The sequence below is a fragment of the Vibrio injensis genome (genome assembly GCF_001895205.1).
Taxonomy (GTDB): Bacteria; Pseudomonadota; Gammaproteobacteria; order Enterobacterales; family Vibrionaceae; genus Vibrio; species Vibrio injensis.
Genome location: NZ_BDJF01000006.1, coordinates 438,616 through 464,279 on the forward strand (window position 1 = coordinate 438,616; position 25,664 = coordinate 464,279).

The 25,664-nt window shown below is 43.1% G+C and carries 23 protein-coding genes and 1 other annotated feature; of the genes, 4 read left to right on the plus strand and 19 right to left on the minus strand.

The features are described from left to right. Positions 1 to 10 precede the first annotated feature (10 nt). The 8 genes from BSR11_RS02060 to BSR11_RS02090 form a co-directional block, all read right to left on the minus strand. Positions 11 to 1,231, minus strand: a complete 1,221-nt coding sequence (locus BSR11_RS02060; RefSeq protein WP_072668840.1) for a phosphopentomutase — start codon at positions 1,229 to 1,231, stop codon at positions 11 to 13. 18 nt (positions 1,232 to 1,249) lie between these two features. Further along, entirely contained in the window at positions 1,250 to 2,593 is a 1,344-nt protein-coding gene (deoA, locus tag BSR11_RS02065; protein WP_072668841.1) for a thymidine phosphorylase, read from the minus strand. A 195-nt stretch (positions 2,594 to 2,788) separates the two neighbouring features. Continuing rightward, the gene (deoC, locus tag BSR11_RS02070) at positions 2,789 to 3,565 is read right to left on the minus strand and encodes a deoxyribose-phosphate aldolase (protein ID WP_072668842.1); all 777 of its coding nucleotides are present in this window, start codon (positions 3,563 to 3,565) and stop codon (positions 2,789 to 2,791) included. Positions 3,566 to 4,150: 585 nt separating this feature from the next. After that, complete coding sequence (locus BSR11_RS02075; RefSeq protein ID WP_072668843.1) at positions 4,151 to 5,407, minus strand: NupC/NupG family nucleoside CNT transporter; 1,257 nt, start codon at positions 5,405 to 5,407, stop codon at positions 4,151 to 4,153. Between the two features lie 181 nt (positions 5,408 to 5,588). After that, positions 5,589 to 6,395, minus strand: coding sequence for a TatD family hydrolase (locus BSR11_RS02080; RefSeq protein ID WP_083544801.1), 807 nt, complete (start codon positions 6,393 to 6,395; stop codon positions 5,589 to 5,591). 11 nt (positions 6,396 to 6,406) lie between these two features. Next, positions 6,407 to 6,559 (minus strand): DUF5363 family protein, encoded by a 153-nt coding sequence (locus tag BSR11_RS17240; RefSeq protein WP_167363639.1) that lies wholly within the window; start codon positions 6,557 to 6,559, stop codon positions 6,407 to 6,409. A 63-nt stretch (positions 6,560 to 6,622) separates the two neighbouring features. Continuing rightward, positions 6,623 to 7,396 (minus strand): peroxide stress protein YaaA, encoded by a 774-nt coding sequence (gene yaaA / locus BSR11_RS02085; RefSeq protein WP_072668845.1) that lies wholly within the window; start codon positions 7,394 to 7,396, stop codon positions 6,623 to 6,625. A gap of 159 nt (positions 7,397 to 7,555) precedes the next feature. Next, positions 7,556 to 8,983, minus strand: a complete 1,428-nt coding sequence (locus tag BSR11_RS02090; RefSeq protein WP_072668846.1) for an alanine/glycine:cation symporter family protein — start codon at positions 8,981 to 8,983, stop codon at positions 7,556 to 7,558. Between the two features lie 900 nt (positions 8,984 to 9,883). On the opposite strand from BSR11_RS02090, the gene BSR11_RS02095 reads away from it, so the two are divergent. Beyond that, on the plus strand, positions 9,884 to 10,063 hold the full coding sequence (locus tag BSR11_RS02095) for a DUF3545 family protein (protein WP_004395917.1): 180 nt from the start codon (positions 9,884 to 9,886) through the stop codon (positions 10,061 to 10,063). Between the two features lie 98 nt (positions 10,064 to 10,161). Here the strand turns inward: BSR11_RS02095 and BSR11_RS02100 are convergent, their stop codons facing one another. From BSR11_RS02100 to nfo, 3 genes are all read right to left on the minus strand, one after another. Then, positions 10,162 to 10,713: a hemerythrin domain-containing protein gene (locus BSR11_RS02100; protein ID WP_072668847.1), complete on the minus strand. Its 552-nt coding sequence runs from the start codon at positions 10,711 to 10,713 to the stop codon at positions 10,162 to 10,164. A gap of 93 nt (positions 10,714 to 10,806) precedes the next feature. After that, positions 10,807 to 11,487, minus strand: a complete 681-nt coding sequence (gene ung, locus BSR11_RS02105; protein WP_072668848.1) for a uracil-DNA glycosylase — start codon at positions 11,485 to 11,487, stop codon at positions 10,807 to 10,809. 83 nt (positions 11,488 to 11,570) lie between these two features. After that, entirely contained in the window at positions 11,571 to 12,455 is an 885-nt protein-coding gene (gene nfo / locus BSR11_RS02110; protein ID WP_072668849.1) for a deoxyribonuclease IV, read from the minus strand. A gap of 327 nt (positions 12,456 to 12,782) precedes the next feature. Between nfo and grcA the strand changes: the two genes are divergently transcribed. Continuing rightward, positions 12,783 to 13,160 (plus strand): autonomous glycyl radical cofactor GrcA, encoded by a 378-nt coding sequence (grcA, locus tag BSR11_RS02115; protein WP_072668850.1) that lies wholly within the window; start codon positions 12,783 to 12,785, stop codon positions 13,158 to 13,160. A 251-nt stretch (positions 13,161 to 13,411) separates the two neighbouring features. On the opposite strand, the gene thrC is transcribed toward grcA, so the two are convergent. From thrC to thrA, 3 genes are read right to left on the minus strand one after another with little or no spacing between them, the layout of a single operon-like run. Next, positions 13,412 to 14,689, minus strand: a complete 1,278-nt coding sequence (thrC, locus tag BSR11_RS02120; protein ID WP_072668851.1) for a threonine synthase — start codon at positions 14,687 to 14,689, stop codon at positions 13,412 to 13,414. Next, positions 14,686 to 15,642, minus strand: a complete 957-nt coding sequence (gene thrB, locus BSR11_RS02125) for a homoserine kinase (protein ID WP_072668852.1) — start codon at positions 15,640 to 15,642, stop codon at positions 14,686 to 14,688. Before thrB ends, thrC begins: the two co-directional genes overlap by 4 nt. Before the next feature lie 18 nt (positions 15,643 to 15,660). Then, the gene (gene thrA, locus BSR11_RS02130; protein ID WP_072668853.1) at positions 15,661 to 18,120 is read right to left on the minus strand and encodes a bifunctional aspartate kinase/homoserine dehydrogenase I; all 2,460 of its coding nucleotides are present in this window, start codon (positions 18,118 to 18,120) and stop codon (positions 15,661 to 15,663) included. 33 nt (positions 18,121 to 18,153) lie between these two features. Beyond that, positions 18,154 to 18,272: a sequence feature (Thr leader region), on the minus strand. Positions 18,273 to 18,533: 261 nt separating this feature from the next. On the opposite strand from thrA, the gene BSR11_RS02135 reads away from it, so the two are divergent. Further along, positions 18,534 to 19,004 carry a hypothetical protein gene (locus BSR11_RS02135; RefSeq protein WP_072668854.1) on the plus strand — a complete coding sequence of 157 codons (471 nt, stop codon included), beginning with the start codon at positions 18,534 to 18,536 and terminating at the stop codon, positions 19,002 to 19,004. On the opposite strand, the gene BSR11_RS02140 is transcribed toward BSR11_RS02135, so the two are convergent. Together BSR11_RS02140 and BSR11_RS02145 are read right to left on the minus strand one after the other, a co-directional pair. After that, the gene (locus BSR11_RS02140) at positions 19,001 to 19,486 is read right to left on the minus strand and encodes a putative 4-hydroxy-4-methyl-2-oxoglutarate aldolase (RefSeq protein ID WP_072668855.1); all 486 of its coding nucleotides are present in this window, start codon (positions 19,484 to 19,486) and stop codon (positions 19,001 to 19,003) included. The genes BSR11_RS02135 and BSR11_RS02140 overlap by 4 nt on opposite strands. A gap of 169 nt (positions 19,487 to 19,655) precedes the next feature. Beyond that, a complete protein-coding gene (locus BSR11_RS02145; RefSeq protein WP_072668856.1) occupies positions 19,656 to 20,045 on the minus strand; it encodes a DUF3293 domain-containing protein in 390 nt (129 codons plus the stop codon). 307 nt (positions 20,046 to 20,352) lie between these two features. Here BSR11_RS02145 and arcA point away from each other — a divergent pair, with 307 nt between their 5' ends. Continuing rightward, on the plus strand, positions 20,353 to 21,069 hold the full coding sequence (gene arcA / locus BSR11_RS02150; protein ID WP_004395926.1) for a two-component system response regulator ArcA: 717 nt from the start codon (positions 20,353 to 20,355) through the stop codon (positions 21,067 to 21,069). 191 nt (positions 21,070 to 21,260) lie between these two features. On the opposite strand, the gene BSR11_RS02155 is transcribed toward arcA, so the two are convergent. From BSR11_RS02155 to mnmL, 3 genes are all read right to left on the minus strand, one after another. Continuing rightward, a complete protein-coding gene (locus BSR11_RS02155; RefSeq protein WP_072668857.1) occupies positions 21,261 to 21,728 on the minus strand; it encodes a hypothetical protein in 468 nt (155 codons plus the stop codon). Position 21,729: 1 nt separating this feature from the next. Further along, positions 21,730 to 24,081: an aerobic respiration two-component sensor histidine kinase ArcB gene (arcB, locus tag BSR11_RS02160; RefSeq protein WP_072668858.1), complete on the minus strand. Its 2,352-nt coding sequence runs from the start codon at positions 24,079 to 24,081 to the stop codon at positions 21,730 to 21,732. Positions 24,082 to 24,286: 205 nt separating this feature from the next. After that, complete coding sequence (mnmL, locus tag BSR11_RS02165) at positions 24,287 to 25,228, minus strand: tRNA modification radical SAM protein MnmL/YtqA (RefSeq protein ID WP_072668859.1); 942 nt, start codon at positions 25,226 to 25,228, stop codon at positions 24,287 to 24,289. Positions 25,229 to 25,664 lie beyond the last annotated feature (436 nt).

The following is a 25,664-nucleotide window of genomic DNA, read 5'->3' on the forward strand; positions in this document are numbered from 1 at the left end:
CTGCTCAGTATTACAAAAATGATTTGCCATAATCCATCGGTGACGTCGCAAAATAACTCGCTAAACTCTGACCAATATCAGCAAAGGTTTCACGGCGGCCAAGGCTACCCGGCGCGACTTTTTTACCATAGACGATCACCGGAATGTATTCGCGGGTATGATCGGTACCAGGCCAAGTAGGATCACAGCCGTGATCCGCGGTTAAAATCAGCACATCTTGTTCTTGCATCTGCTCTAGAATTTCAGGCAGACGCTGATCAAAATATTCCAATGCTGCTGCGTAACCAGCTACATCTCGGCGATGGCCATAAGCGGAATCAAAATCAACAAAGTTAGTGAATACAATCGTATTATCACCGGCCTGTTCAATTTGCTCTAACGTCGCATCAAACAAAGCGGGAATGCCGTTGGCTTTCACTTTTTTACTGATACCACAGTTGGCATAAATGTCGGCTATTTTACCAATCGACACCACGTCGCCTTGTCGCTCTTCAAGCAGTTTTTGCAATACGGTCGCTGCAGGTGGCTCTAAAGATAAATCACGGCGATTACCGGTGCGAGCAAATTGCCCTTTACCTGGGCCAGTAAAGGGACGGGCGATCACTCGGCCGATGTTATAACCTTCTAGTTCTTCACGAGCGATCTGGCACAGCTCTAGCAGGCGATCCAAACCAAAAGTCTCTTCATGGCAAGCGATCTGAAATACTGAATCTGCGGAGGTATAAAAAATAGGCTTACCTGTTGCCATATGCTCTTCACCCAAATCATCAAGAACTTGAGTACCAGAGGCATGACAATTGCCCAGAAAACCATCCAAACCAGCACGCTTTACAATGCGGTCGGTCAGTTCAGTTGGAAAACTGTTTTGCTTATCGCTGAAATAGCCCCACTCAAACAGCACTGGCACACCAGCAATTTCCCAATGCCCTGATGGAGTATCTTTACCAGAAGAAAGCTCAGCGGCATGCCCGTAAGCGCCAATAATATCAGCTTGCTGATCCAATCCTGGCGCAAATTGCCCTTTGGCTTCTTTGTGCGCCATCGCTAGACCTAACTTAGAGAGGTTGGGTAAACGTAAAGGCCCTTGACGATCCGCATTGTCCGCTTTGCCTTGTTGGCAATATTCGGCAATGTGACCTAATGTATCAGCGCCAACATCGCCAAATTTTTCAGCGTCTGGAGCGGCACCAATACCGAATGAATCTAATACTAAAACAAATGCTCTTTTCATTACTTTTCCTCGCCGGAGTTACACATCTTCAGGTCGAATTTGACGATAGATTTCCGGAGTTTCTTGATAATTGCCGCCAATCTTAACGGCTTGTTGTAGTGCTTTCGCAGCGGTCTCCCACTGAGCTTCACTGCGGGCATGAATGACCGCCAGTGGTTTATTGCTGTCAGCGATTTCACCTAAGCGAATGAATTGATCAAAACCTACAGCGTAATCAATCGTATCGGTCGCCACTCGGCGTCCGCCGCCCATACTCACCACTGCCATACCAATCGCGCGCGTATCCATGGCAGAAACTACGCCAGTTTGCTGTGCATAAACGGGGTTGATTACCTCGGCTTTTGCTAGATAACGATCGTAATTTTCGACAAAATCATTAGGGCCGCCGAGCCCTGCCACCATTTTTCCAAATCGCTCTGCCGCTTGCCCATTATCAAGCACGGCTTGTAACTTAGTGCGCGCTTCTTGAGGATCTTTGGCTAATTTGGCTAACAATAACATCTCGATGCACGAGGCCATGGTCACTTCGAGTAAACGCGGGTTACGATATTCACCGGTTAAGAAACGAACCGCTTCACGAACTTCTAAGGCATTACCTGCCGATGAAGCCAGTACTTGGTTCATATCCGTTAAGATAGCGGTCGTATTCGTTCCTGCACCATTGGCTACCGCGACGATGGATTTGGCTAACTCTTCAGAAGCTTGATAAGTGGGCATAAACGCGCCAGAACCGACTTTCACGTCCATCACTAGGGCATCCAAACCAGCAGCGAGTTTTTTCGATAAAATTGACGCTGTAATTAACGAGATATTATCCACCGTAGCGGTGATATCACGGGTTGCATAAACGCGCTTATCCGCTGGAGCTAGATTACCCGTTTGACCGATGATCGCCACGCCAGCGTGTTTGGTTACCTCACCAAACTGCTCATTACTCGGCATAATGTTATAGCCGGGGATGGCTTCTAATTTATCGAGCGTGCCCCCAGTGTGGCCTAAACCTCGCCCTGAGATCATCGGCACATAACCACCACATGCAGCCACCATAGGGCCAAGCATTAATGACGTCACATCACCAACGCCACCAGTGGAATGTTTATCAACAATCGGGCCATCAAAATTCATGTGTGCCCAATCGATAACCATACCTGAATCACGCATAGCACAAGTCAGTGCAATACGCTCTGGCATGGTCATTTCTTGAAAATAAATGGCCATCGCAAAGGCAGCGATTTGCCCTTCTGAAACCGTATTATCGGCAACGCCTTGAATGAAAAAGTAAATTTCATCGCGCGTTAATACTTCTCCGTCGCGTTTTCTACGAATAATTTCTTGTGGTAGGAATACATTAGATGTAGACATATAAGCCTCCTAAATGCTTTTGCTCATCTTTCAGGCCCTCTTTAAAATCACATGCCGTAATGGTTAGCACCATTGTTAATTAGACTCACACTTCGTTGTATAAAGTCCTCTGCTTAGTGCTTTGCAGATGCTGAAATTATCGAGGGGAAAAACAAAGTAAGTAATGCTTAGCACTACTTACTTGCTCGTTAATGATTAATAAGCAGTAGGATCAGCTTGTTGATCAGTGACCTCTAACGTATTTAATAAGTTAGTTAACAGGCTCGAAGCGCCAAAGCGATAATGACGGCTGTCAGCCCAACCTTGGCCAAGAATGTCATCCGCCATAGCTAAATATTGCGCGGCATCTTCTGCGGTACGTACGCCACCCGCTGGTTTAAAGCCTACCTGTTGCGCTACACCCATATCACGAATCACTTCTAGCATCATGCGAGCATACTCAGGGGTGGCATTAACGGGCACTTTACCTGTTGACGTTTTGATAAAATCGGCACCAGCTTCAATACTGATTTGTGACGCTTTCTTAATGAGCGCTTCTTCTTTTAATTCGCCCGTTTCGATGATGACTTTCAGTAAAATATCACCACACGCTTGTTTACACTGTTTAACCAGTTCAAAACCAACTTGCTCGTTACCAGCAATCAATGCGCGATAGGGGAATACCACATCAACTTCATCGGCACCATAAGCAACCGCGGCTTTGGTTTCAGCAACCGCAATCTCTATATCATCATTACCGTGAGGGAAATTAGTCACTGTCGCAATACGAATCTCAGGAGTGCCTTGCTCACGAAGGGTCTTCTTGGCAATAGGGATAAAACGTGGGTAAATACAGATCGCCGCCGTATTTCCTACCGGGCTTTTCGCATCATGACAAAGCTGGATAACTTTAGCGTCCGTATCATCATCATTTAGCGTGGTTAAATCCATCAGTTTCAGTGCGCGTAGCGCTGCGGCTTTTAAATCGCTCATTTCTATCTCCGATCAATATATTCAATTCATTGACTAACGAGTAAAACATTACTCAACTTAGCCACAAAATGAACGGACTTGGTTCCTTGAAGACTCGGTGTTTTCCACCAATTGCTATCCCTGTCACCGCACAATGCCAATAAGCTTCATGGCATAACCGTCTGTGATTGCGGTATAAAATAACTCCCAAGCAATCACTTGTTAGCAGTGTGTTGTTCTACAATACACTTTCATTACAACCGATCGCTCTGATGCTCTGCTGCCCCTTTTCGATAATAAAAACTGTGAATCCATCACTCGTTTCATTATCGCCATATTGGCGGCATATAAAGGCTAATAAGCTGTGATCTACAGTATAACTCTTCGCAACAAAACCCTAGCACAACACTCAGAGCAAACGGTTTGTATCTCAAAATAATCGTTATTATCCATCACGGATGATTTAGCGATTAAGCTGTTTTAGCGAACCTTATCGAGTGAAAGACAAGGAAGCACGTTTCTTGGTCAGCAAAACAACACAACCCCGCAGCAATCTCTTGCTACGGGGTTGTGTTTAGTGGCGTCTATATCGTTTTCTTTACTAAATTAGAAAGAAAGGAATAGGCCAGCAATCGTTGCTGCCATCAAGTTAGATAGCGTACCAGCGATCACAGCTTTAATACCCATACGTGCGATATCACCACGGCGTGAAGGAGCCAAGCTACCCAAACCACCTAGCAAAATTGCAATCGAGGATAAGTTAGCAAAACCACACAATGCAAAAGAGATGATCGCTTTGGTTTTCTCAGTTAACACGACAGGAGCGGCTTCACTTAGGTAAGGTGCAAATTGAGAGTAAGCCACAAATTCGTTAGCTACGGTTTTTAGACCGATGAACTCACCAGCAATCGTTGCTTCTGCCCATGGCACACCCAATAGGAATGCAAGAGGCGCGAAAATCAGACCTAAAATCATCTCTAGTGTCAGCTCAGGCATACCGAACCAACCACCGATACCGCCAAGCATACCGTTGATAAGAGCAATCAAACCAATAAATGCGATCAACATTGCACCAACGTTAAGGGCTAATTGTAAACCTGCTGATGCACCGCCTGCCGCAGCGTCAATCACGTTTGCTGGTTTATCAGCTTCCGCCGCTTCAATACCTTCGATTTGATCAACCGGTTTATCGGTTTCTGGCATGATGATTTTAGCAAACAGTAGACCACCTGGTGCCGCCATGAATGATGCCGCAACTAGGTACTCAATAGGCACGCCCATTGATGCGTAACCCGCTAGTACACCACCAGCAATAGAAGCCAAACCACCACACATTACCGCGAATAATTCAGATTGCGTCATCTTAGGCACAAACGGACGAACCACAAGTGGTGCTTCGGTTTGACCTACGAAAATGTTCGCAGCGGCTGACATAGATTCTGCGCGAGAAGTCCCTAAGGCTTTCTGTAGCGCACCACCTAAAATTCGGATAACCCATTGCATAACGCCTAGGTAGTACAGAACAGAGATCAGTGCAGAGAAGAAGATAAGTGTTGGTAATACGCGAAAAGCAAAGATGAAGCCCCCGCCACCAAATACCTCAAACATTTTACCAGAAACTAGGCCACCGAACATAAACTCAGTACCGTTATTACCATAGTTGATAACATTCGATACTGCGTCAGAGAGACCACGAAGGAGTTCTTGACCCCATGGTACATACAAAATGAATGCGCCAAGGGAAAATTGGATAGCAAAAGCACCACCCACGGTTCTGATATTGATAGCTTTACGGTTTGATGATAGTAATACTGCAATTCCCAGTAAGACAACCATACCGATTAGGCTCATAAACAGGCTCATAGTTTATGGCTTCCTTATAAAGTTAGAAGTTAATTAGGTGTTGGCGTGTGGCAAAATAGAGCTAAAAAGCGAAGCGATTATACTTATCTCAACCACAATAAAATAATGCTTTCCTCACACTTTCTTATAAGATTAATAATCCATTCACATACTTATGTGACACAAATCACTATTGATAAACTTATTTGTTACTCTCATCACGCGCATCAGTGATAGAAAGACCAAATAACGTATGGCTAGTTTGCCAAATGACCGAGGCAACCTGTTCAGGATCGGCCTGATGCAATCTTGCTAATTCCTGTAACACTAAAGGCAGTCGTAAAGGACGATTAATTTGACCTTGATAGCCCAATAGCGGCATATCTGGAGCATCCGTTTCAAGGACTAAGTCGGCCATCGATACCGAAGCGATTGCCTGACGCGTTTTATTGGCTCTAGGGTACGTAATCACGCCACCGACGCCCAATTTAAATCCTAAATCAATAAACTGCTTAGCTTCCTGGTAACTACCTGAAAAGGCGTGCAACACACCACCTTGGACAAATTTCATCTGCTTTATTATCTGAATGATGCGTTGATGAGTTTTTCGACTATGGAGGATGATTGGCTTCTGAAAAGTCTGAGCTATGGAAAGCTGTCCAATCAATAGGGCTTCTTGACGCTCTGCGGGTTGATCAATCAACGCATCTAAACCACATTCACCAATCGCCACGCAGGCGTGCTGAGCAACCGAAAGCCTATCCTCTAATTGTTGTAATAATTGGGCAGGCGTCGATAAAGGAATAAAATGAGGGTGAATGCCAAGCGCATAGTGTAAGCAATCTGAGTACTGCGCAACCAGTTGTTCAATACTCACCCAGCTATCAGGACTGGTCGAGGGGATGAGAAAACACTCAACGCCTTGCGCCTTAGCTTGAGCTAAATCATTAGACAATGTCTGTTCAAAAGCGGACAAGTCTAAATGACAGTGTGTATCAAATAATCGCACAGTACAGCACCTTAGGAACGCGATTCGGATGCATCATCGCACTCAGTATGATGCAATGGATCCATTCGATATGCGACACAACTGCGCTTTTGTTCAGGTGTTAAGCCCATCCGTTGACACCATGCATCGTAGCGAGCCAGCGCCTGTTTAAACCATTGCCACATGGCGACATCCTCTCAAACGTTTGTTGTCAGTATCATCAATTATTCCACAAAACTCTCGTGGCGTTATTGCTCTTCACGCTTAAATACCAGCTCGGTAGGACTAGACTCTTGAGGCACAAAATAATAACCAGCAGTGGTAAAATGGGTCAATTGTTCAACCGAGTTGACTTGGTTATCAATAATATAACGTGCCATCATGCCACGAGCTTTTTTAGCATAAAAACTGATCACTTTATATTGTCCGTTTTTGGCATCTTTAAAAATTGGCGTGATCACTTGTGCATCAAGCTGATTGGTTTTCACCGCTTTAAAATATTCATTTGACGCCAAATTGATCAGTACATTATCACCTTGCGCTTCAATCGCTTGATTCAGCTTATCGGTAATAATGCTGCCCCAAAACTGATACAAATTACTACCACGAGGATTCGCCAGTTTAGTGCCCATTTCTAAACGATAAGGCTGCATTAAATCGAGCGGTTTAAGTAAGCCATACAAACCGGATAGCATGCGTAAATGCTGCTGAGCAAAACGCAAACTCTCTTCAGATAAGCTTTGCGCATCAAGCCCCGTATAAACATCGCCTTTAAAAGCAAAGATCGCTTGACGTGCATTATCCAAAGTAAACTGCTCACTCCACTGCGTAAAACGAGCGACATTCAATCCAGCAATCGCATCACTGACTTTCATTAATGCGGCAATATCGTCAGGAGTTAACTGGCGACAGACATCAATCAGCAGCTTGGAATGCTCGATTAATTCCGGTTGAGAGTGATCTTGGCTTGGCAAAGGTGATTCATAATCAAGAGTTTTAGCAGGAGACACCACAATCAGCATTGTTCTATCCTAATATCGTTGACTTAGAGAGTTGAATCGTTAGGTTAACAAAAAAAGCCACACATTGTCTGCATGGCTTTTTCTATCTTATTCATTGGGCCTAACGATAGGCTTAACCACTTTCAATGGCAAACCATCATAAAAGGTAATTCTTAACGATTATTTGCTTTTGCTATCCCAAATCCCGTCTTCTAGCTGAGATTTTAGTTCTGGATAATCGTTGGCATCAAAGGTTGGTAACTTGCCGGATTTCAGTTGACGGTTATAGTCTTTCGCTAATTTAACCACCGTTCCAGAGAGCAACAAAATGGCAATTAAGTTGACGATAGCCATCAATCCCATTGTCACGTCCGCCATCGACCAAACGGTAGGTAATGTCGCCAGTGAACCGAACATCACCATACCTAAGACGATCATTCGAAAAACCACCAAGCCTTTCTTATTATTATGCTCAAGGAAAATCAGGTTAGTTTCAGCATAAGAATAATTGGCAATAATAGAGGTAAAGGCGAAGAAGAAAATCGCTAAAGCAATAAAAATGCTGCCCCAATCTCCCACTTGTGAACTCAATGCACGCTGAGTCAGCTCAATACCGGTAATTTCACCATGCGGAACGTATTCTCCAGACATCAAAATAATTGCTACCGTTGCTGAACAAATCACTATGGTATCAACGAAAACACCCAACATCTGAACATAGCCTTGTGAGGCTGGATGCGGCGGATAAGGCGTAGCAGAAGCAGCAGCGTTAGGCGCCGAGCCCATACCTGCTTCATTAGAGAATAAACCGCGTTTCACCCCATGAATCATTGCTTGAGCAATCGCATAGCCTAGACCACCAGCCGCCGCTTGCTCTAAACCAAACGCGCTTCTAAATACTAAGCTCAGTACTGAAGGTAACTTTTCGATGTTTAGAATCATCACAACCATAGCAATCAAAATATAAGCTAAGGCCATGATCGGTACAATCAGCTCGGCGGTACGAGCAATCTTGCGAATCCCACCAAAAATCACAAACGAAGAGATTAAAACGATCGCGATGCCAACATAAAGAGGATCAAAACCAAAAGCGGTGTGCATCGCACTGGAAATCGAATTGGCTTGTACTGCATTGAACACTAGACCGAATGCGATGATAAGGAAGATAGAAAACAGCACGCCCATCCAACGCATGCCTAGGCCTTTTTCCATGTAATAGGCGGGACCACCACGATAGTTTCCATCTCTATCACGGGTTTTATACAGCTGAGCCAGAGTACTTTCCGCGAAAGAAGTCGCCATACCGAGCATTGCCGTCATCCACATCCAAAAGATGGCTCCTGGGCCACCTAGTGTTAAAGCCACAGCGACACCAGCCATATTACCGGTACCAACACGAGCAGCTAAACTGGTGCATAAGGCTTGAAAAGAAGAAATACCAGATTGATCTGATTTGCGGCTATTTTTCAATACACTGAACATATGACCGAAATGACGAAACTGGATGAACCCTAAACGGACCGTGAAGTAAATCCCTACCCCGACTAAAAGATAAACGAGAATCGAACCCCAAAGCAGGTCGTTCATTAAATTAATTAAGTCTGTCACAAGAACCTCTCTTAGAATGTGTGTTGAGTTGACCAGCCGATCAGCACGAAAAGGTGAATGGGCATCCCGGAAAATTATTAGCGTTATGGGATCCATTAAGCGTGATTCAACACTTTTTAGGTCGTTAAAATAATGCAGTAAATTTTTTGACGGGCGGATAATGCTACCTGAATCAGCAAAAATCAATATGCAACAATACTCATTTTTATGTTATTTTTTACTATAAAGTCACCATTCATTAACACAAGCTCGACCATTACCCCCCAATAAAACAAATAAAAAACAAACAAAATGCTAACAATACAGAATAAAAAATCTGCACAAACTGCTTGTTGCATAATCCTAATCTCATCGGCTGAGAATCTCGCTATCACAGTGCATGACAGAAATTTTTGTCAGTAAAATGTCATAAAACACAACCAAGTGAGCAATAAATCATCGATGGGTAAATCAAAGACGTTGAATGTAACGTTTCATTAACAAGACATTTTTGACAATAAAAACGTTTGCGCGAATCGATTGCGCATTTTTTGCACAGAAAAAAGTTCAAAAATGTGAAAGAACAGAGAAAAAAAGCGCTTCAATCGACAAAAAGTCATAAATGAGAAATGAATCATGGCTAAGATTAAGTTTCATATGCTATACCCAAATCGCAGTGAAATGCAGCACAGGCTTACCGCATCAAAACAACCAATGGTTGAGATAATGTATTAATTCTGGCGCTGTAACTTCAAGCAGGAAGGGAATATCTAGCATGATGTTTACGATGTAGGCCCAACCCACAGGATACCTGCGATAAATGCCGTCCGCAGTGCTCTTCAATGAACGAGTATCTCATCAGCGAAGTTATGGCAGTATGTGGTGGAGAGGGATAATGACTAATGACAATGAGGCTTGCTTATGGATGACTTGCACTTTGATCAACTACTCGACATGGAAATGACCAAGATTCGCGCTAGCCGCAGCAAACCAGTAAAACGAATGTGGAGAGAGATTGAAGCAATACGAGATAAAAAACGCCTAGAGAAAGAGCTGCTTGATATGGATGTCTGCTTAGATCTCGATAGCATAAAGCTATAAAAATAAACCACATCAAAAGTAAAGAGCACCGAATCATTCGGCGCTCTTTATTCATGACTACTCATACAGTCTATCTTGATGATCAATTACAGCATGGATCATATACATTCAAATTCACTTTGTCTGACACGCCGAGCCAATTGAGTAAATTGCTCAGCAATGGTTTCACCAAATACAGGATCATCTTCGTGTCCACTCCAGATAGACTCAACCTGTTGCCAGTCTGAAACAGTGAATGCATTCTCTATCAATGGAAAAACCGCCCGCTCTTCTAGATCTAAATGATGCTGCTGCTGTTCAATAAAATCGCTCAACTTTTCGATGAAAACATCTTGTGGTACGACCGCATCTTGTAAAATCATTTCTACGATCAACAAAAATGCTTGAGTCTGCTCAGCCAGCAAATCGTGCTCTTGCTGCAAATCTTCTACAATCGGAGCCATGGAGTAGTGCTGCTGATAGTAATGATAAAGGATATTCTCTTTTGGATGATGGACAGATTGAGAATGAATCCCTAAATAATCAACAATCTCCTTAATAAGACTGTAGTTGATCAGTTGCTCGCTATTGAGCAACTGTAGCTTTTCACGCAGTATGGCTAACAGACGAACCATATAACCATGTTCGCGACGGATCCTTTCTAACATCATGATGAGCCTCCCTGACAGATCATTAACCAATAATGGCCTTTGGTTTGACTGTTAATTATAGCTCAAAAAACAACCAACCAAAAAACAAGGCTCTCAGACATCCAACGTCGGCTGCCAATTGATCTTTTGCTTACCTTGTTGCTCAAGTAATTGATTAGTGATTGAGAAATGCTTACAACCTAAAAAACCACGATGAGCAGAGAGCGGAGAAGGATGCGGTGCCTCTAAAACATGATGACGCTGACGATCGATCATCTTGCCCTTTTTTTGTGCATGGGCACCCCATAATAAAAAGATAATCCCCTGTCCATGCTGATTTAATGCTTCAATCACACGGTCAGTAAACGTTTCCCAACCACTATTAGCATGAGAATGCGCCTTGCCCTGCTCGACCGTTAATACAGTATTGAGCAGTAAAACACCCTGATCAGCCCAGCTTTTTAAATAACCATGATGCGGGATAGTAAATCCCCTGATATCTTGTGCCAGCTCTTTGTATATATTCACCAATGAGGGCGGAGTCTTAACTTGTGGTAACACCGAAAAACAAAGACCATGAGCTTGGTTTGGCCCATGATAAGGATCTTGGCCGAGGATCACTACGTTAACATCATGAAATTCCGTTAACCGAAAAGCGTTAAAAACCTCTGTCGCTGGTGGGTAAATCACTTTTCCAGACCGTCTTTCTTGTTCGACAAAAGCTAACGTACTTTGAAAATAGCTTTGCTGTTTTTCATGACCAATAACATCATGCCAAGTCAATGGTTGTTCCATAAAAAAGCCCTATCATATAAATCGTTAGCCTATTGTATACTCAAACTGCGCCCGATTGCAGGTAGCCAAGTCGCCTCAATAGCTCAAACCGACAATGCTTGGTGATGATGTTCTCGTAAGATTTGAATCTCTTGCGCCCAAATATTTGGATCAATCGTTTCTAAAATCAAAGGGATACCATTAAATCGGCTATCTTGAGCGATATACTCAAAACATGCCCATCCAATCTCACCCTGCCCCAATGAGTGATGACGATCGACTCGACTACCCAAGGGAGATTTTGAATCGTTAATGTGCATGGCACGCAAATAGTGTATGCCAACGATCTGATCAAAAAGCGCGAAAGTTAACTCACAATCAGCCTTAGTTCGTAAGTCGTAACCCGCAGCAAAGGTATGGCATGTATCAAGGCAAACACCCACTCTCGATTTATCATCCACTTGCTCAATAATTTCGGCAATATGCTCAAAACGCCAGCCTAAATTACTTCCCTGACCAGCGGTATTTTCAATCACCGCGACCACTTCAGGAACGGCTTGATGAGCCAGATTGATCGATTGAGCAATATGACTAAGACATTGGCTTTCAGAGATTTGTTTTAAATGACTCCCCGGATGAAAATTGAGTAATGATAATCCTAATTGCCGGCAACGTTGCATCTCATCAATAAATGCAGCCCTGGATTTGGCAAGTTTATCTGCTTCTGGTGCACCTAAATTAATCAAATAAGAATCATGCGGTAAAATATAATCATGTGTAAAACCTAACCGTTCACAATTGGCTTTAAACGCTTTTATTGTCTCGATATCTAAAGGCTTTGCAGACCATTGACGCTGATTTTTGGTAAATAAGGCAAAAGCATTTGCCCCTATTTGGTGAGCACGAATCGGTGCTTGATCAACGCCACCCGCCGCAGAAACATGAGCACCAAAATATTTGGTTTTTGAAGATTGTGTCATATTGGTCATTGAATCACTTTTTTACTTTCAGTTTTATTGAGATAACTATCTGATGCTACGTAATACAGGCTAAAAAAACACTTCAAAATGTAGTAATTTTACAAGAAAACAAACTTTAAACTTTATTTTAAATATTCAAAAAGCAGATGAAACCATTACTTATCATCAATTTATTGATTAAGATCAACTCCACAACTAATTCCAAAACAGGCTACATTGGTGTTTTTTGACCTAAATCAATACTTAAAATAGGGATATAAGCTATATAATACCCAGCTCAGCACGTATTGAAAATTAACACCAATAATGCCACATTCAGTGGCCAAGGAGACAGTAATGATCCAAGGTATTCAAATCACTAAAGCGGCCAACGACGATCTGCTTAACTCTATCTGGCTAATCGATAGCCAAACCAATCAAGCTCGTTGTGTCGCTGCCGTAAAAGGCTATGAAGCAGACCAAGTGGTTGCACTGAGCGAATTCGGCGATTATGAAAGCCGTGAAGTGGCGATTGAAACCACTCCTCGCATTGAAGGCGGTCAACATTTAAACGTTAACGTACTTAAGCGTGAAACCTTAGAAGATGCGGTTGCTAACCCAGAGAAATACCCACAATTAACCATTCGTGTCTCTGGTTATGCGGTGCGTTTTAACTCTCTGACCACTGAGCAACAACGCGATGTGATTGCACGTACTTTTACTGAATCACTATAATCGTGAGTTGAGTGGTTATCTTGATATGATATACCCAAACAACTTGGAGTTGCAGGTAGGCGGCAAGTGAGTGAGTCCCCATGAGCATAGATAGACTATGTGATTGGGGCGAACGAACGTAGCCAACACCCCTGCAGCTTCAAGTCGGAAGGATATAACCCTAAATATAAAAACGGCGTCTATTACTATAGACGCCGTTTTCTATTTATTCCGATACGACTTCACATGATGGTTTGAGCGTAAACTCCATATTACAAAGCCAGCAAGCGCGCTTTTAATTGCGCAAAATCAGCATCAAGCTGCTCAGACAATAAGGTCATCGCAGCATGTTTAGCAAGCGGCGCGGGTAGATCAATATCGCTAGCCAAAATATCATCGACCACTTCTTTAAATTTCGCAGGGTGCGCGGTACATAAAAATAACCCCGTTTCTCCCGCTTGCAACTGCTCAGTTAAAACTCGATAGCCAATCGCACCATGTGGCTCACACAAATAGCCAAGCTGATTCAGTTCTTGTACCGCTTGAGCACTTTCATGATCCAAGACGGCTCCTTTACCTAAGGTTTCTAGTCCCCAGTTTTGTAACCGGCATAGCTCTTCAATACGTGGCCAGTTGTTCGGCTGACTGACATCCATCGCATTGGAAGTGGTAGCAACGGTTGGTTTTGGATCCCATTTACCCGAGTCTAGGTAACGTGGCACAGTATCATTAGCATTGGTGGCGGCAATAAAACGTTTGACTGGTAGCCCCATCGCTTTAGCGAATAAACCAGCAGTCAAGTTACCAAAGTTACCACTAGGAACACTGATCACTAGGTTTTCACGTTCGGCTTTACTAAGCTGAGCAACCGCTTCAAAGTAATAACAGATCTGCGCCATCAATCGACTGATATTAATCGAGTTAGCCGAGTTAAGGCCAATTTGCTGACGTAACTCTGCATCATCAAAGGCTTGTTTGACTAAGGCTTGGCATGCATCAAAGTCGCCATTGATGGCAATGGTATGAATATTGCCGCCTAAGGTACAAAATAGTTTTTCTTGTAGCGGACTGATTTTTCCTTTCGGGTACAAAATCACAACATTAATGTCTGGCATACCATAAAAAGCGTGCGCAACGGCGGCTCCAGTATCACCGGATGTTGCAGTAAGGATAGTGATTTTACCACCGTCAGAGACCGCCGCCAGAGATTGCGCCATAAAGCGGCCACCAAAATCTTTAAACGCTAACGTAGGGCCATGAAACAGCTCTAACGCATACACTCCTGACTTAACCGCTTTAATCGGCGCTGGGAACTGAAAAGCCTGCTTGACCATCTCAGTCACTTTTTCTGCCGCCAATTCATCACCAATTAATGCCGATAAAATTTTACTGCTGCGCGAGATAAAATCTTCCGCTAAAAGTGCGTCAATATCACTAAATTTAGGTAACTCAGCAGGGAAAAATAACCCTTGATTACGGCCTAGTCCTTGACGGACAGCTTGGGCAAAAGAGACTTGTTGATCATTTTCTTTGATGTTGTACAGCTTCATAATTGACTTCCTGTTACTTGTGATCCCTGCTTGTCTAGACGACAGATATGCACGAATCCTTGTTCATTTTGTAAATAATTGTCTTCAAGCCATTTGGCAACACGTTCGGCAACGTCTTGCTGCTGACAAATACTAAATAAAGTTGGCCCGCTACCTGAAATCCCCGTCACGAGTGCGCCTGCAGATTTCGCATACTCACGGGCTTGGCTAAAACCAGGTAATAATTTTTCCCGATACGGCTCAGCAATCACATCTTTGATCATCGTGGCCGCCAATTCTGCTTGCTGTGTATGACAAGCATGGATAAAACCGGCCAGATGACGACCATGAGCAATCACATCTTGGCGACGATATTGAGCGGGTAAAATCGCCCGAGCTTCCGCCGTAGACACTTTGATCCCTGGATACGCCATCACCCAAAACCACTGATCAAACCCAGGTACTGACTGGCTGATAATGCCCTGTTCTTCAATCATCAGCTGCAAGCCGCCCAAGTAGCACGGTGCAACATTGTCATAATGAACACCACCGGAGATTTTCCCTTCCATTTCCCCCATTAATGCCAGTAACTCAGTCTGGTTTAATGGCTGATCATGAAAACGATTTAACGCATCGAGAGCCGCCACAATTGAACAAGCGCTAGAACCAAGTCCAGATCCAATCGGCATGTTTTTCTCTAGGGTCATCACGAGAGGCTTTGCCGCGATCTGCTTAGTGGTTAATTCACGAACAAACACCGTCCAGCAGTCATAAACAATATTTTGTTCAGGATTGCTGGGCAGTTTATCAACAAAACGTCCCGCGGTTTTGAGTTCAAAAGGCAAGCTTCCCGCGGCAACACAAACTCGGTCGCCTAATAAACTACCGTCAATCGGAGAAACGGCGGCCCCCAGAACATCAAAACCAACGCTCACATTACCAATTGAAGCTGGCGCGTAAACTACTACACTCATATCACTTGAACTCATTGCTTACACCCCTAATTTCCAGCCTAATGTCCGCATCACATCAGCAAAAACACCGGCTGCCGTCACCTCAGTACCCGCACCATAACCACGCAATACTAAAGGAATCGGTTGATAATAACGGCTATAAAAGGCGAGCGCATTTTCGCCATCTTTGACTTTAAACATCGGATCATTTTCATCGACCATAGCAAGACGGACTTGGCAGCGTCCATCTCGAATTTGCGCTCTGTAGCGAAGTACACAGCCTTGTTGACGCGCTTGCTCAACTAACTGAGCAAAATAGTGGTCGGCTTGCGGTAAGCGAGCGATAAACGCTTCAACACTGCCAGAAGTATCAAATCCCGGTGGTAATGCCGCTTCAACGTCAACATCACAGAGCTCAAGCGCTAACCCCGACTCACGAGCTAAAATTAACAGCTTACGCGCTACATCAATCCCAGACAAATCGTCTCGCGGATCCGGCTCCGTAAAGCCTTTCTCTTTGGCTAATAACGTCGCCTGACTAAAAGTCAGTCCTTCATCTAATTTACCAAAAATAAAGGATAGAGAACCGGATAAAATGCCGTTAAATTGCTCTAGTTCATCGCCAGCGGCAATTAAGTTTTGCAAATTCTCAATCACAGGTAAGCCAGCCCCCACCGTCGTTTCGTACATTAATTTACGACGCGACTGACGAGCAACACTACGCAATTGCTGATAATAAGCCATGCTGCTGGTATTGGCTTTTTTGTTCGGTGTTACCACATGAAAACCCGCTGCCAGAAAATCAGCATATTGATTAGCAATCACTTCACTCGATGTACAATCAACCAACACAGGATTGATAATATGATTGCGCTGCACTAAAGCAGTTAAATTAGCCAAAGAGAACGCTTCGGTAGCGGCGCTCATTCTGTCTCGCCACTGCTCTAACGGTAAACCACTACCATCGAGTAACAATCCCTTGCTATTAGCTAAACCACAAACTCGGATCACGATACCTTTAGCAGCCAACTTGGCTTGTTGACGATGAATTTGATCCACCAGTTCACCACCAACGCCACCGACGCCGACCACAAACACATCAAGAAAATGTTTCGAGTTAAACAAATTCTCATGACAAGCTTTAATTGCTGGGGAAACCTTATCTTCGGGGATCACAGCAGAAATCGCTCGCTCAGAGGAGCCTTGCGCAATAGCTACGATATTGACATGCGCTTCCGTTAACGAGGCAAAAAACTGCGCCGCTACGCCACGAGAAGTGCGCATACCATCGCCAACCAGTGTAATGATCGACAGATCATTCATAAACTCAACCGGCTCTAACAATCCCTCTTTGAGCTCTAATTCAAACGTTTCAGCTAAAGCTTGTTGTGCTAACTGTTTATCCTCAGCTTCAATACAAAAACTGATACTGTATTCTGAAGATGATTGCGTGATAAGAACGATGGATACACCAGCCGCCGACATAGCACCGAAGACTCGGCTGGCCATGCCAACCATGCCTTTCATGCCAGGTCCTGACACATTCACCATCGTTAAATGATTCAAGGTAGTGATGCCTTTAATCGCCAGTTTATCTTCACCACTATCTTGACCAATTAATGTTCCCGCGCCTTGGGGGTTAAAACTATTTTTAATCAAACAAGGGATATGAAATTGAGCAATGGGTGCAATGGTTTTGGGGTGTAACACCGAAGCGCCAAAATAAGACAGCTCCATAGCTTCTTGATAACTGAGTGATTTCAGTAAACGAGCATCAGCAACCAAACGTGGGTCGCAGTTATACACCCCATCGACATCAGTCCAAATCTCACAGCAATCAGCGCGTAAGCAGGCGGCTAATATAGCGGCAGAGTAATCAGAGCCATTACGCCCTAAACACACTAACTCACCTTTTTTATTGCCCGCGGTGAAACCCGGCATTATATGGACATGTTGTTTAGGTAATGGTGAGTGCAAAAAGTTTTGCGTAGAAAGCTCAACATCGACCATGGCTTCCAAATAATCGCCTTTGGCAAGTAAATACTGTACAGGATCGATTAAATTAACGGCCAAGCCTTTGGCTTGAATGGCCGCTTTCATTAGCTGTATAGAAATACGCTCACCTTTACTGATGATGCGCGCATTGACGTTATCAGGGCACATGCCTAATAAATGAATACCATGCACAAACTGACGCAGTTGCGCCATAGATTGTTCTACCTGTGCATGATAGGCAGCGCCGTCTATATTCGGTAACTGTGCTTGAATATCATTAAACAACAGCTGAAACGACTGTTCTAATTCGAGCACTTGCCTTTCAACATCACCATGACGTAACGCTGTATCGATAATAGCCACCAACTTATTGGTCGTTTTACCCGGCGCAGACAGCACAATCGCCACTTCTTCTTGCTGAGCATTATTAATGATAATATCCGCAGCTCTTAAAAGACGTTCAGCATCGGCTAGTGATGAACCCCCAAATTTTAATACTCGCATCCCTTTCTCCAAACTTGTCAAAAATAATAAGTATAAAAAAAGGCCTGTATCGGAGGGGATACAGGCCTTTTTTATGAAATTTTACGCTCAGCAGCCCGCCCCAACATGCGTAGTGTCGGTGGTAATAATGGTGGTGGTCATTACTAGGCTGAACAATGTCATCACGGTGATAAGTCACTTTCTGTTGGCGTTTATCTACGTTTACCTTATTTCGTATTGTAGAGTCAATAAAAAGTTTAATGTTTATGTATTTTAAATAATCATTCGCTCAATAAAGATAAACAAAACCGAGCTTTATCGCCCATCCGTTAATCATAAAGATAAATTCAAGATAATTTCTCTCTGCAAAACGGGGAATTTTATGCTTAAATAGTGTTCAACGTAAAATAAAGCTCGGTAACAAGGAGGATACCATGCGCATATTGATCGCACTGTCTGGCTTATCGCTAGCATTAAGCGCGCACGCCGTGACTCTTCCCTCTTTACCTTCCGAGCCCTCTCGCTCTGCACATACCGTTTTTCTCTACAGCGATCCCTCAAGCCAAACTTTCGATAGCTGGGTGATTGATAGTGGTTATGCCTACAATGTATTTCGTAACGTTGATCTTTATGTGGGCGCGAGGATCAACTCATCAAATGCCTCAATCAATGGCGGAAGTAATGGCTTTTTAAGTGGCGTTAGTTACAAGGTGAATGAGCGAGTTTCAGTGAAAAGTACTCTTTACTCATCAGCGAAATACGACGATCAAAAACGTCGCTATGATGTCTTTTCAGCAGAGCTATCCAGTCGTCTGCGTCTCTCTGAAAACTTAGATTTGCACGCCACCCTTGATTATCAAGAATGGCAACAGGGTATTGAGTTCGGAATTGGCTTTCGGTTTTAAGTTAATGTTAATAATTGCTCAGAAAGCAACACGCCATTCCAGTCAGCATATAGATAATCTCCGGGCTGAACCATTTGATTGTGTAACGTTAAGGTCACATTAACCTCTCCTGCACCACGCTTGTCAGTCTTAAAAGGCGAAGTTCCCAACGCTTTAATCCCCAAATCCATTTCTGACATTGCTACAACATCACGGACAGCACCATAAATGATCACGCCTTCCCAACCATTTTCGATCGCCAAAATCGCAATTTGGTCGCCCATTAAAGCTTTTTGGCAAGAACCATTACCATCAACAACCAGCACTTTCCCTTTACCCGGTTGACTAAGCACGTCTCTAACTTTTGAGTTATCATGATAGCAACGTACCGTGACAATCTCGCCCCAAAATGCACTACGCATCCCAAAGTTTTGTAATGGCAAATTAAGTAAAGTCACTTCTGATGGGTATTTATCACACAGATCTGGTGTTATGTCGTTCATTGTTCCTCCATGAATTTAATCAGCAAACGGCAAGAAGGAGTGATATCAATGAGGGCTTATATTTACTCTAGTCCTTGCCAATAATAATGGCCGGAACGATCAACTACTCACACCACAGCATCTTCAAGTCGTTAGACATATTGAGTCCATTAAAAGACTCTCTTTAAGGTTAGATTGATTTTATTCTACTCAATAATGGTCCTAATTCGAGTCGTTGGTGATCAAGACAAGATTGCAAAATAAGTTGTCCATCTTGTACATAATAAAACGCATTTTGTGCACATTGATTAGCCAAAACCACCGCTTTAGTAACAGGCATCACAACAGCAAAACTCTCTTCATACCAACTAAAATCATCATTACCGACAATAATCTCAATCAAATCATAATCGATTAAAGCCTGTTGTAAATGGCGATTATTTAGCCGATTCTCATCTTCTGACAAGCGAAGGCTTCGAGGGTTCCATGCCGTAATAATGACAAAATCTCCTTTAATGCTCGTTGTTGGAAACACCAACTTCACTTGAGAGTAGGCGTACCATAGGTTTTCATTGATCATCTCTTTTTACATCTCGTGATTACTATTCATATCTGTTACATTACAACTCTTGATATAAATCAACAAAGTGATTGGAATTAACATTTGGGCGTTGTTAGCATGCTGTTAACATTATAGAATCCGCTCAAAAGCTGATAGAAGCGAAAGGTGATGGATCTTCATAACAAATACACCAAGGAAGGCGGCTGTTGAGGTAATTTTTCAAGATACTTTGATTTATTATCAACATAAAGTTTCTTGTATGTTATATTTTTGCCTAGAATAAATTCTATTAGTACAATTTTTTCACAAGTTTAGGTACCGCCAAATGCAAACCCCGCAGATTCTTATCGTTGAAGACGAGCAAGTCACTCGCAACACATTAAAAAGTATTTTTGAAGCAGAGGGATACGCTGTTTTTGAAGCCAGTAACGGTGAAGAGATGCACCAAATACTGTCGGATAATCCCATTAACTTGGTCATCATGGACATTAACCTACCGGGTAAAAACGGCTTACTGCTTGCTCGTGAGCTTCGTGAACAAGCTGATGTTGCGTTAATGTTTTTAACTGGTCGTGATAATGAAGTTGATAAAATTCTAGGCCTTGAAATTGGTGCTGACGATTACATCACCAAACCGTTTAATCCTCGTGAATTGACCATTCGTGCGCGTAACCTATTAAGCCGTTCAATGAATGCCAACGTGGCTCATGAAGAAAAGCGTTCGGTTGAAAAGTATCAATTTAATGGCTGGGTATTGGATATCAATAGTCGTTCTTTGATCAGCCCACATGGTGAAGGTTACAAGCTGCCGCGTTCAGAATTCCGTGCTCTGCTTCATTTCTGTGAGAATCCGGGGAAAATTCAAACTCGTGCCGATCTATTGAAGAAAATGACTGGCCGAGAACTTAAGCCTCATGATCGCACGGTTGATGTGACTATCCGTCGTATTCGTAAGCACTTTGAATCGATCTCTGGTACGCCAGAAATTATCGCGACCATCCATGGTGAAGGCTATCGCTTCTGTGGCGACATCACAGAATAAACCTGCACACGAATAAAAAGCCTCGATAGAACGTCGAGGCTTTTTTATGATTAACAACCCGAAATCATCAGACGTAGATTGATATAGCTATCAAGCGACTAGAAGTAAACTCTTATATCAATAAGCGATCATATGGTGGAAAAATAGTTCAATTTATCCTATTGCCACTTAAAATCTGAACTGAATATTGATTAATAGACTTTATCAATCGATACCTGATGCTCGACTAGCCAAGTCTCTCCGAAACTATCTCGTACACCAAGTGCAACGCTCACTGGACGATTGATGTTCACCGATAGTGTACTGTTAAAGACCACTTCCCAATTATTTTCACTCGGTGTGCGTAATTCTAATACAGAACCGGGAAGAGACCATATTTCCTCCCCTTGTCTGAACACTAATTGAAATAAGGTTAAATCAGCGGGCAATTGACCTGAGGTTTCTAGCACTAGCGTACCATTCAAATTGTCGGTGAAATCGAGTTCAGTGGCCCCCTCAGTTAAGGCTATTTTGGGCATCCGATCGGTCCATAAATTACTTTTTAGCTGAATAGCAGCCTGAGAAAATAATGCCGCATTACTAGCCTGCCAATTGACTTGTGGCGATGTTGCACACGCTGACAGTAAAAAAGTAAGTACAATTAAAGCATATTTTTTCATGTTATCTCCTTTGCTCTAGCCACTGTTTTAACACTTGAATATCATTGCTGTATTCATTTTTTATTTCATCAACCCAATCGGCAATATTTTCCCACCACGCGGGTGCATCCGGAGACTGAGCTTTTTGTGCAACACTTTGAATACGTTTTAGACCGATTGAACCCGCCGCACCTTTAATTTTATGAGCCTCAGAGACAATTCCGGCTTGATCTTTCGCTACCATATTAGAATCCAAGATCTCTAAATAACTTGGCATCATTTTTTCAAGCATCTCAACACTTTCTAACATAGGTTGAGGCCCGACAATATCGAGATAAGAGTTTAGCATCTCGATATCGATCAAACGACGACATAACTCTTGATAACAAGGCTCAGCGGGATCAACATCAGGGAGCTTCGCAACCTCGCTCTGAAATAGCTGCTGAGCAATAACTTTACTGATCACTTCTTGCACCGCCTGCACCGAAAGTGGCTTACTTATCGCATCATCCAATCCTTGGGCTTGATACTGCTGCTTATCTTTCAAAACATTAGCAGTCAGTGCAACGAGCGGCGGTAATGAGGAGTAAGTTGCTCGATAAAACTGTGCCACATCAAACCCAGTCATATCCGGTAGCTGAATATCTAAGAAAACCAAATCAAACTCATCTGGCATAAACCGTTGCTTGGCTTCTTCACCAGTCATCGCCACCGTCACCTGATGACCTAAACTCTCTAACAGGGAGCGAGCAACCGTGATATTAAGTTCAATATCTTCCACCATAAAAATACGTAAGCTTTTTTGCGGCGTAAGGCTGAATTGCGGCTTATCCGGAGGACTCACTAAAGGCACTCGGATAGTCACCGTAAAGGTACTGCCGAAGCCCTCTTCGCTACTTACTTGAATATCACCCGCCATTAAATTGATCAATTGACGCGAAACAGCCAAACCTATGCCCGTTCCTACGGCATGGAGGTTATCTTTGCCCGATTTAACCTGGTAATACATGGCAAAGATCTTATCTAATTCAGCCTCTGGAATACCAATACCGGTATCTTCGATCTCCATAACAATCTCAGCACTATCTTGTTCAATATCAGCGCTGACACTCATCACCACACCGCCTTCTTTAGTGAACTTCATAGCGTTGCTCATTAAGTTCCACAGCACTTGGCGTAAGCGTGTTGCATCGACTTCAATCCATGTCGGTAACTCAGTTAAACGCTCCAAATCAAAACGCAGTCCTTTTTGTTCAGCCATTAACGCAGAAAGGCTCTCTAGCTCAGCAACAAATTCGATAAAGTTTAATGGGGCAGGAAAAAGCTCTAGCTTACGGCGGTCGAATTTATCCATATCAATAATGTCATTAAAAATATGACCTAAGGTGATCGCACTAACTTGAATGGTTTGCATATGCTTACGCTGCTCATCAGTGAGTTGACTATCGAGCAGCATCCTGCTTAATCCGACAATACCATTGAGTGGCGTGCGTAATTCATGACTGATGGTCGAGATAAAGGTGGTTTTATCGCGGCTGGCTTTTTCCAGTGATTCTTGATGACGCTTACGCTCAGTAATGTCTCTTCCAAAACCCACTAAACCTAAATGACGGCCCTCTTTACTATAAAAAGGCACTTTGCGCAGTTCAAAGAAGTGTTTACGTCCATCGGGATACTCAAGCCACTGCTCATAGGTAATGGCTTGATTATTCTTAAATACTTGCTGATCGGTTTCAACTATCGATTGAGCAATCTCCTTACGATACACATCCCAAGGTGTCAGACCGACTAATTGACTTTCCCGCTTACCCGTTAGCTCTTCCATTGCTCGGTTACAGCCGGAAAATTCACCTTTCGCATTGCGGTAATAAATTAAGTCTGGTGACGCATCGATAAATGAGCGCAATAGCGCGGTACGTTCGGCCAGTTCCAACTGTGTTTTTTCTCGTTGATACACCTCGTTTTCTAAATCAACCATCGCCTCTTCACGAGCTTCTTCAGCTTTAATACGCTCTTCAATTTCTTGATTGAGTTTAACAATATTTTGCTGTAACTGTTGGTTAAGCTCTTGATCTCGCGAGCGCATATCTTTGAGCTTGGAGACTAACTTAGAGAGACGTTGTCGAGATTCCTCTAATTGATCAACCACGACCGATAAAAAATACACCGCCCACGGGGTGATCAATAGTCCAAAAAACACCGAACGTACAATATCTATGTCATCGACAAAACCTTTCAAAACCAGCGTAATTCCGACCTGAACCACGACAGCCAGAGCAACCAACGCTAAAGCCAGTAAAATTGAAAAACGTAAAATGCCCAATTTAACAAGTAGGTCGACATAGTACTGAGCTAAGTTTTTTATCGGTTTCATTGCAGGTTCCGCATAGATAATGGCCGTGACGCCAAGCGAGTTTCGAAATAGCGACTTCGCGCTAATCCAACAGCGCTTTCAGATAAAAAGCCTGTGATTAAAAAGACTTAAAAGATAAAGATACCAGCTTATCAAATCAGGATCTGCAACTATTCTAAGAGTTTGCCTAGCGTAACGCAGTAAATTGCGTTTAAAAGTGAGCGGCTTATTTTTTGTTGGTCGGATTAATGTATTGGAAAGGACGCCCGATTAATGAACCTTGCGCGCCATCTTTTGCTAATCGCCGACCAAGCTCAGTCATCGCCAACCAACGATTCTCACACCAGAGAGGAGCCAACAACGTAGGACGGCGAGCGGCAGAAGAGACTCGATGATAAACCACTTCAGGTGGCGTTAAGCGAATGAGCTGGCTGGCAATCGTGACGTACTCTTCTAATGTTGGCGCAACTAACTTGCCTGCCCGCCACGCTTTGGCCATCGTACTGCCATCAACAATATGCAAGCCATGTAACTTGATACCATCGGTTCCCACTTCAACGACTTGCTGTAATGTCGCCACATTATCGCTTGCCGTTTCTTTAGGCAAGCCAACGATTAAATGAGTACAGATTTTAATACCAAGCGCTCTTGCTCTTTGAGCGATTGATTGATAACAAGCAAAATCATGGCCGCGATTAATGCGCTTTAAGGTACGATCATGTGCAGTCTGTAATCCTAGCTCTAACCAGACTTCAAATCCTTGCTGCACATAGTCATGTAACAGTTCCAATACTGCATCCGGTACACAATCAGGGCGAGTGCCCACACACAGACCAACAATGTGGGCATTTTGCAACGCTTGTTGATACATCGCTTTTAATACCTGAACTTCAGCATAAGTGCTGGTATAGGCTTGGAAATAAGCTAAGTATTTATTGGCACGCTGAACTTCACCCGCTCTTTCTTTTAGCTGATCAGCAATACTCTGCTTTTGCGTATGTTCATCAACAAAAGAGGCAACATTGCAAAATGTACATCCACCTCGACCAATGGTGCCATCTCGGTTAGGACAACTAAAGCCCCCATGCAACGTCAGTTTATGGACTTTCTCACCGTAGCGGCGTTGAAGATCTTGCCCTAATGTGTTTACTAATTGATGCAGTTGCATAACGGATACCCAAACTATAAATACAAATAACTCTCACTTCGATCTATGTAATTAAATTACATCGAAAGGAATAAATAGTAAGCGTATGAGGTAGATACCGCGTGGTGCAAAATCAATAAACATTCATTAAATCTGCATTTAGCTAACTTTGTTTGAAAAATGTTGCGCTGATTATGCAGATGTTGAGAAAAAGGCGCAAAAAAGACCGAGTTTTTCATTGCATTTACGGCTAACAAAATTGTAGGATAGTTACAGTTTCATGATGATTTTTGTTTGTTTTATTACAAATAAGCTCAAGAAACGTCGGCGATATTCCATTCCTACCTATATAAACCACTATAAAATGTGGTTAAACAGAGGAATATCACTAAGGATTGTTTTTCTCACACTATATATTTCCTGTGAGAGACGGAAGGGATGCGAGTCGGTCAGCATA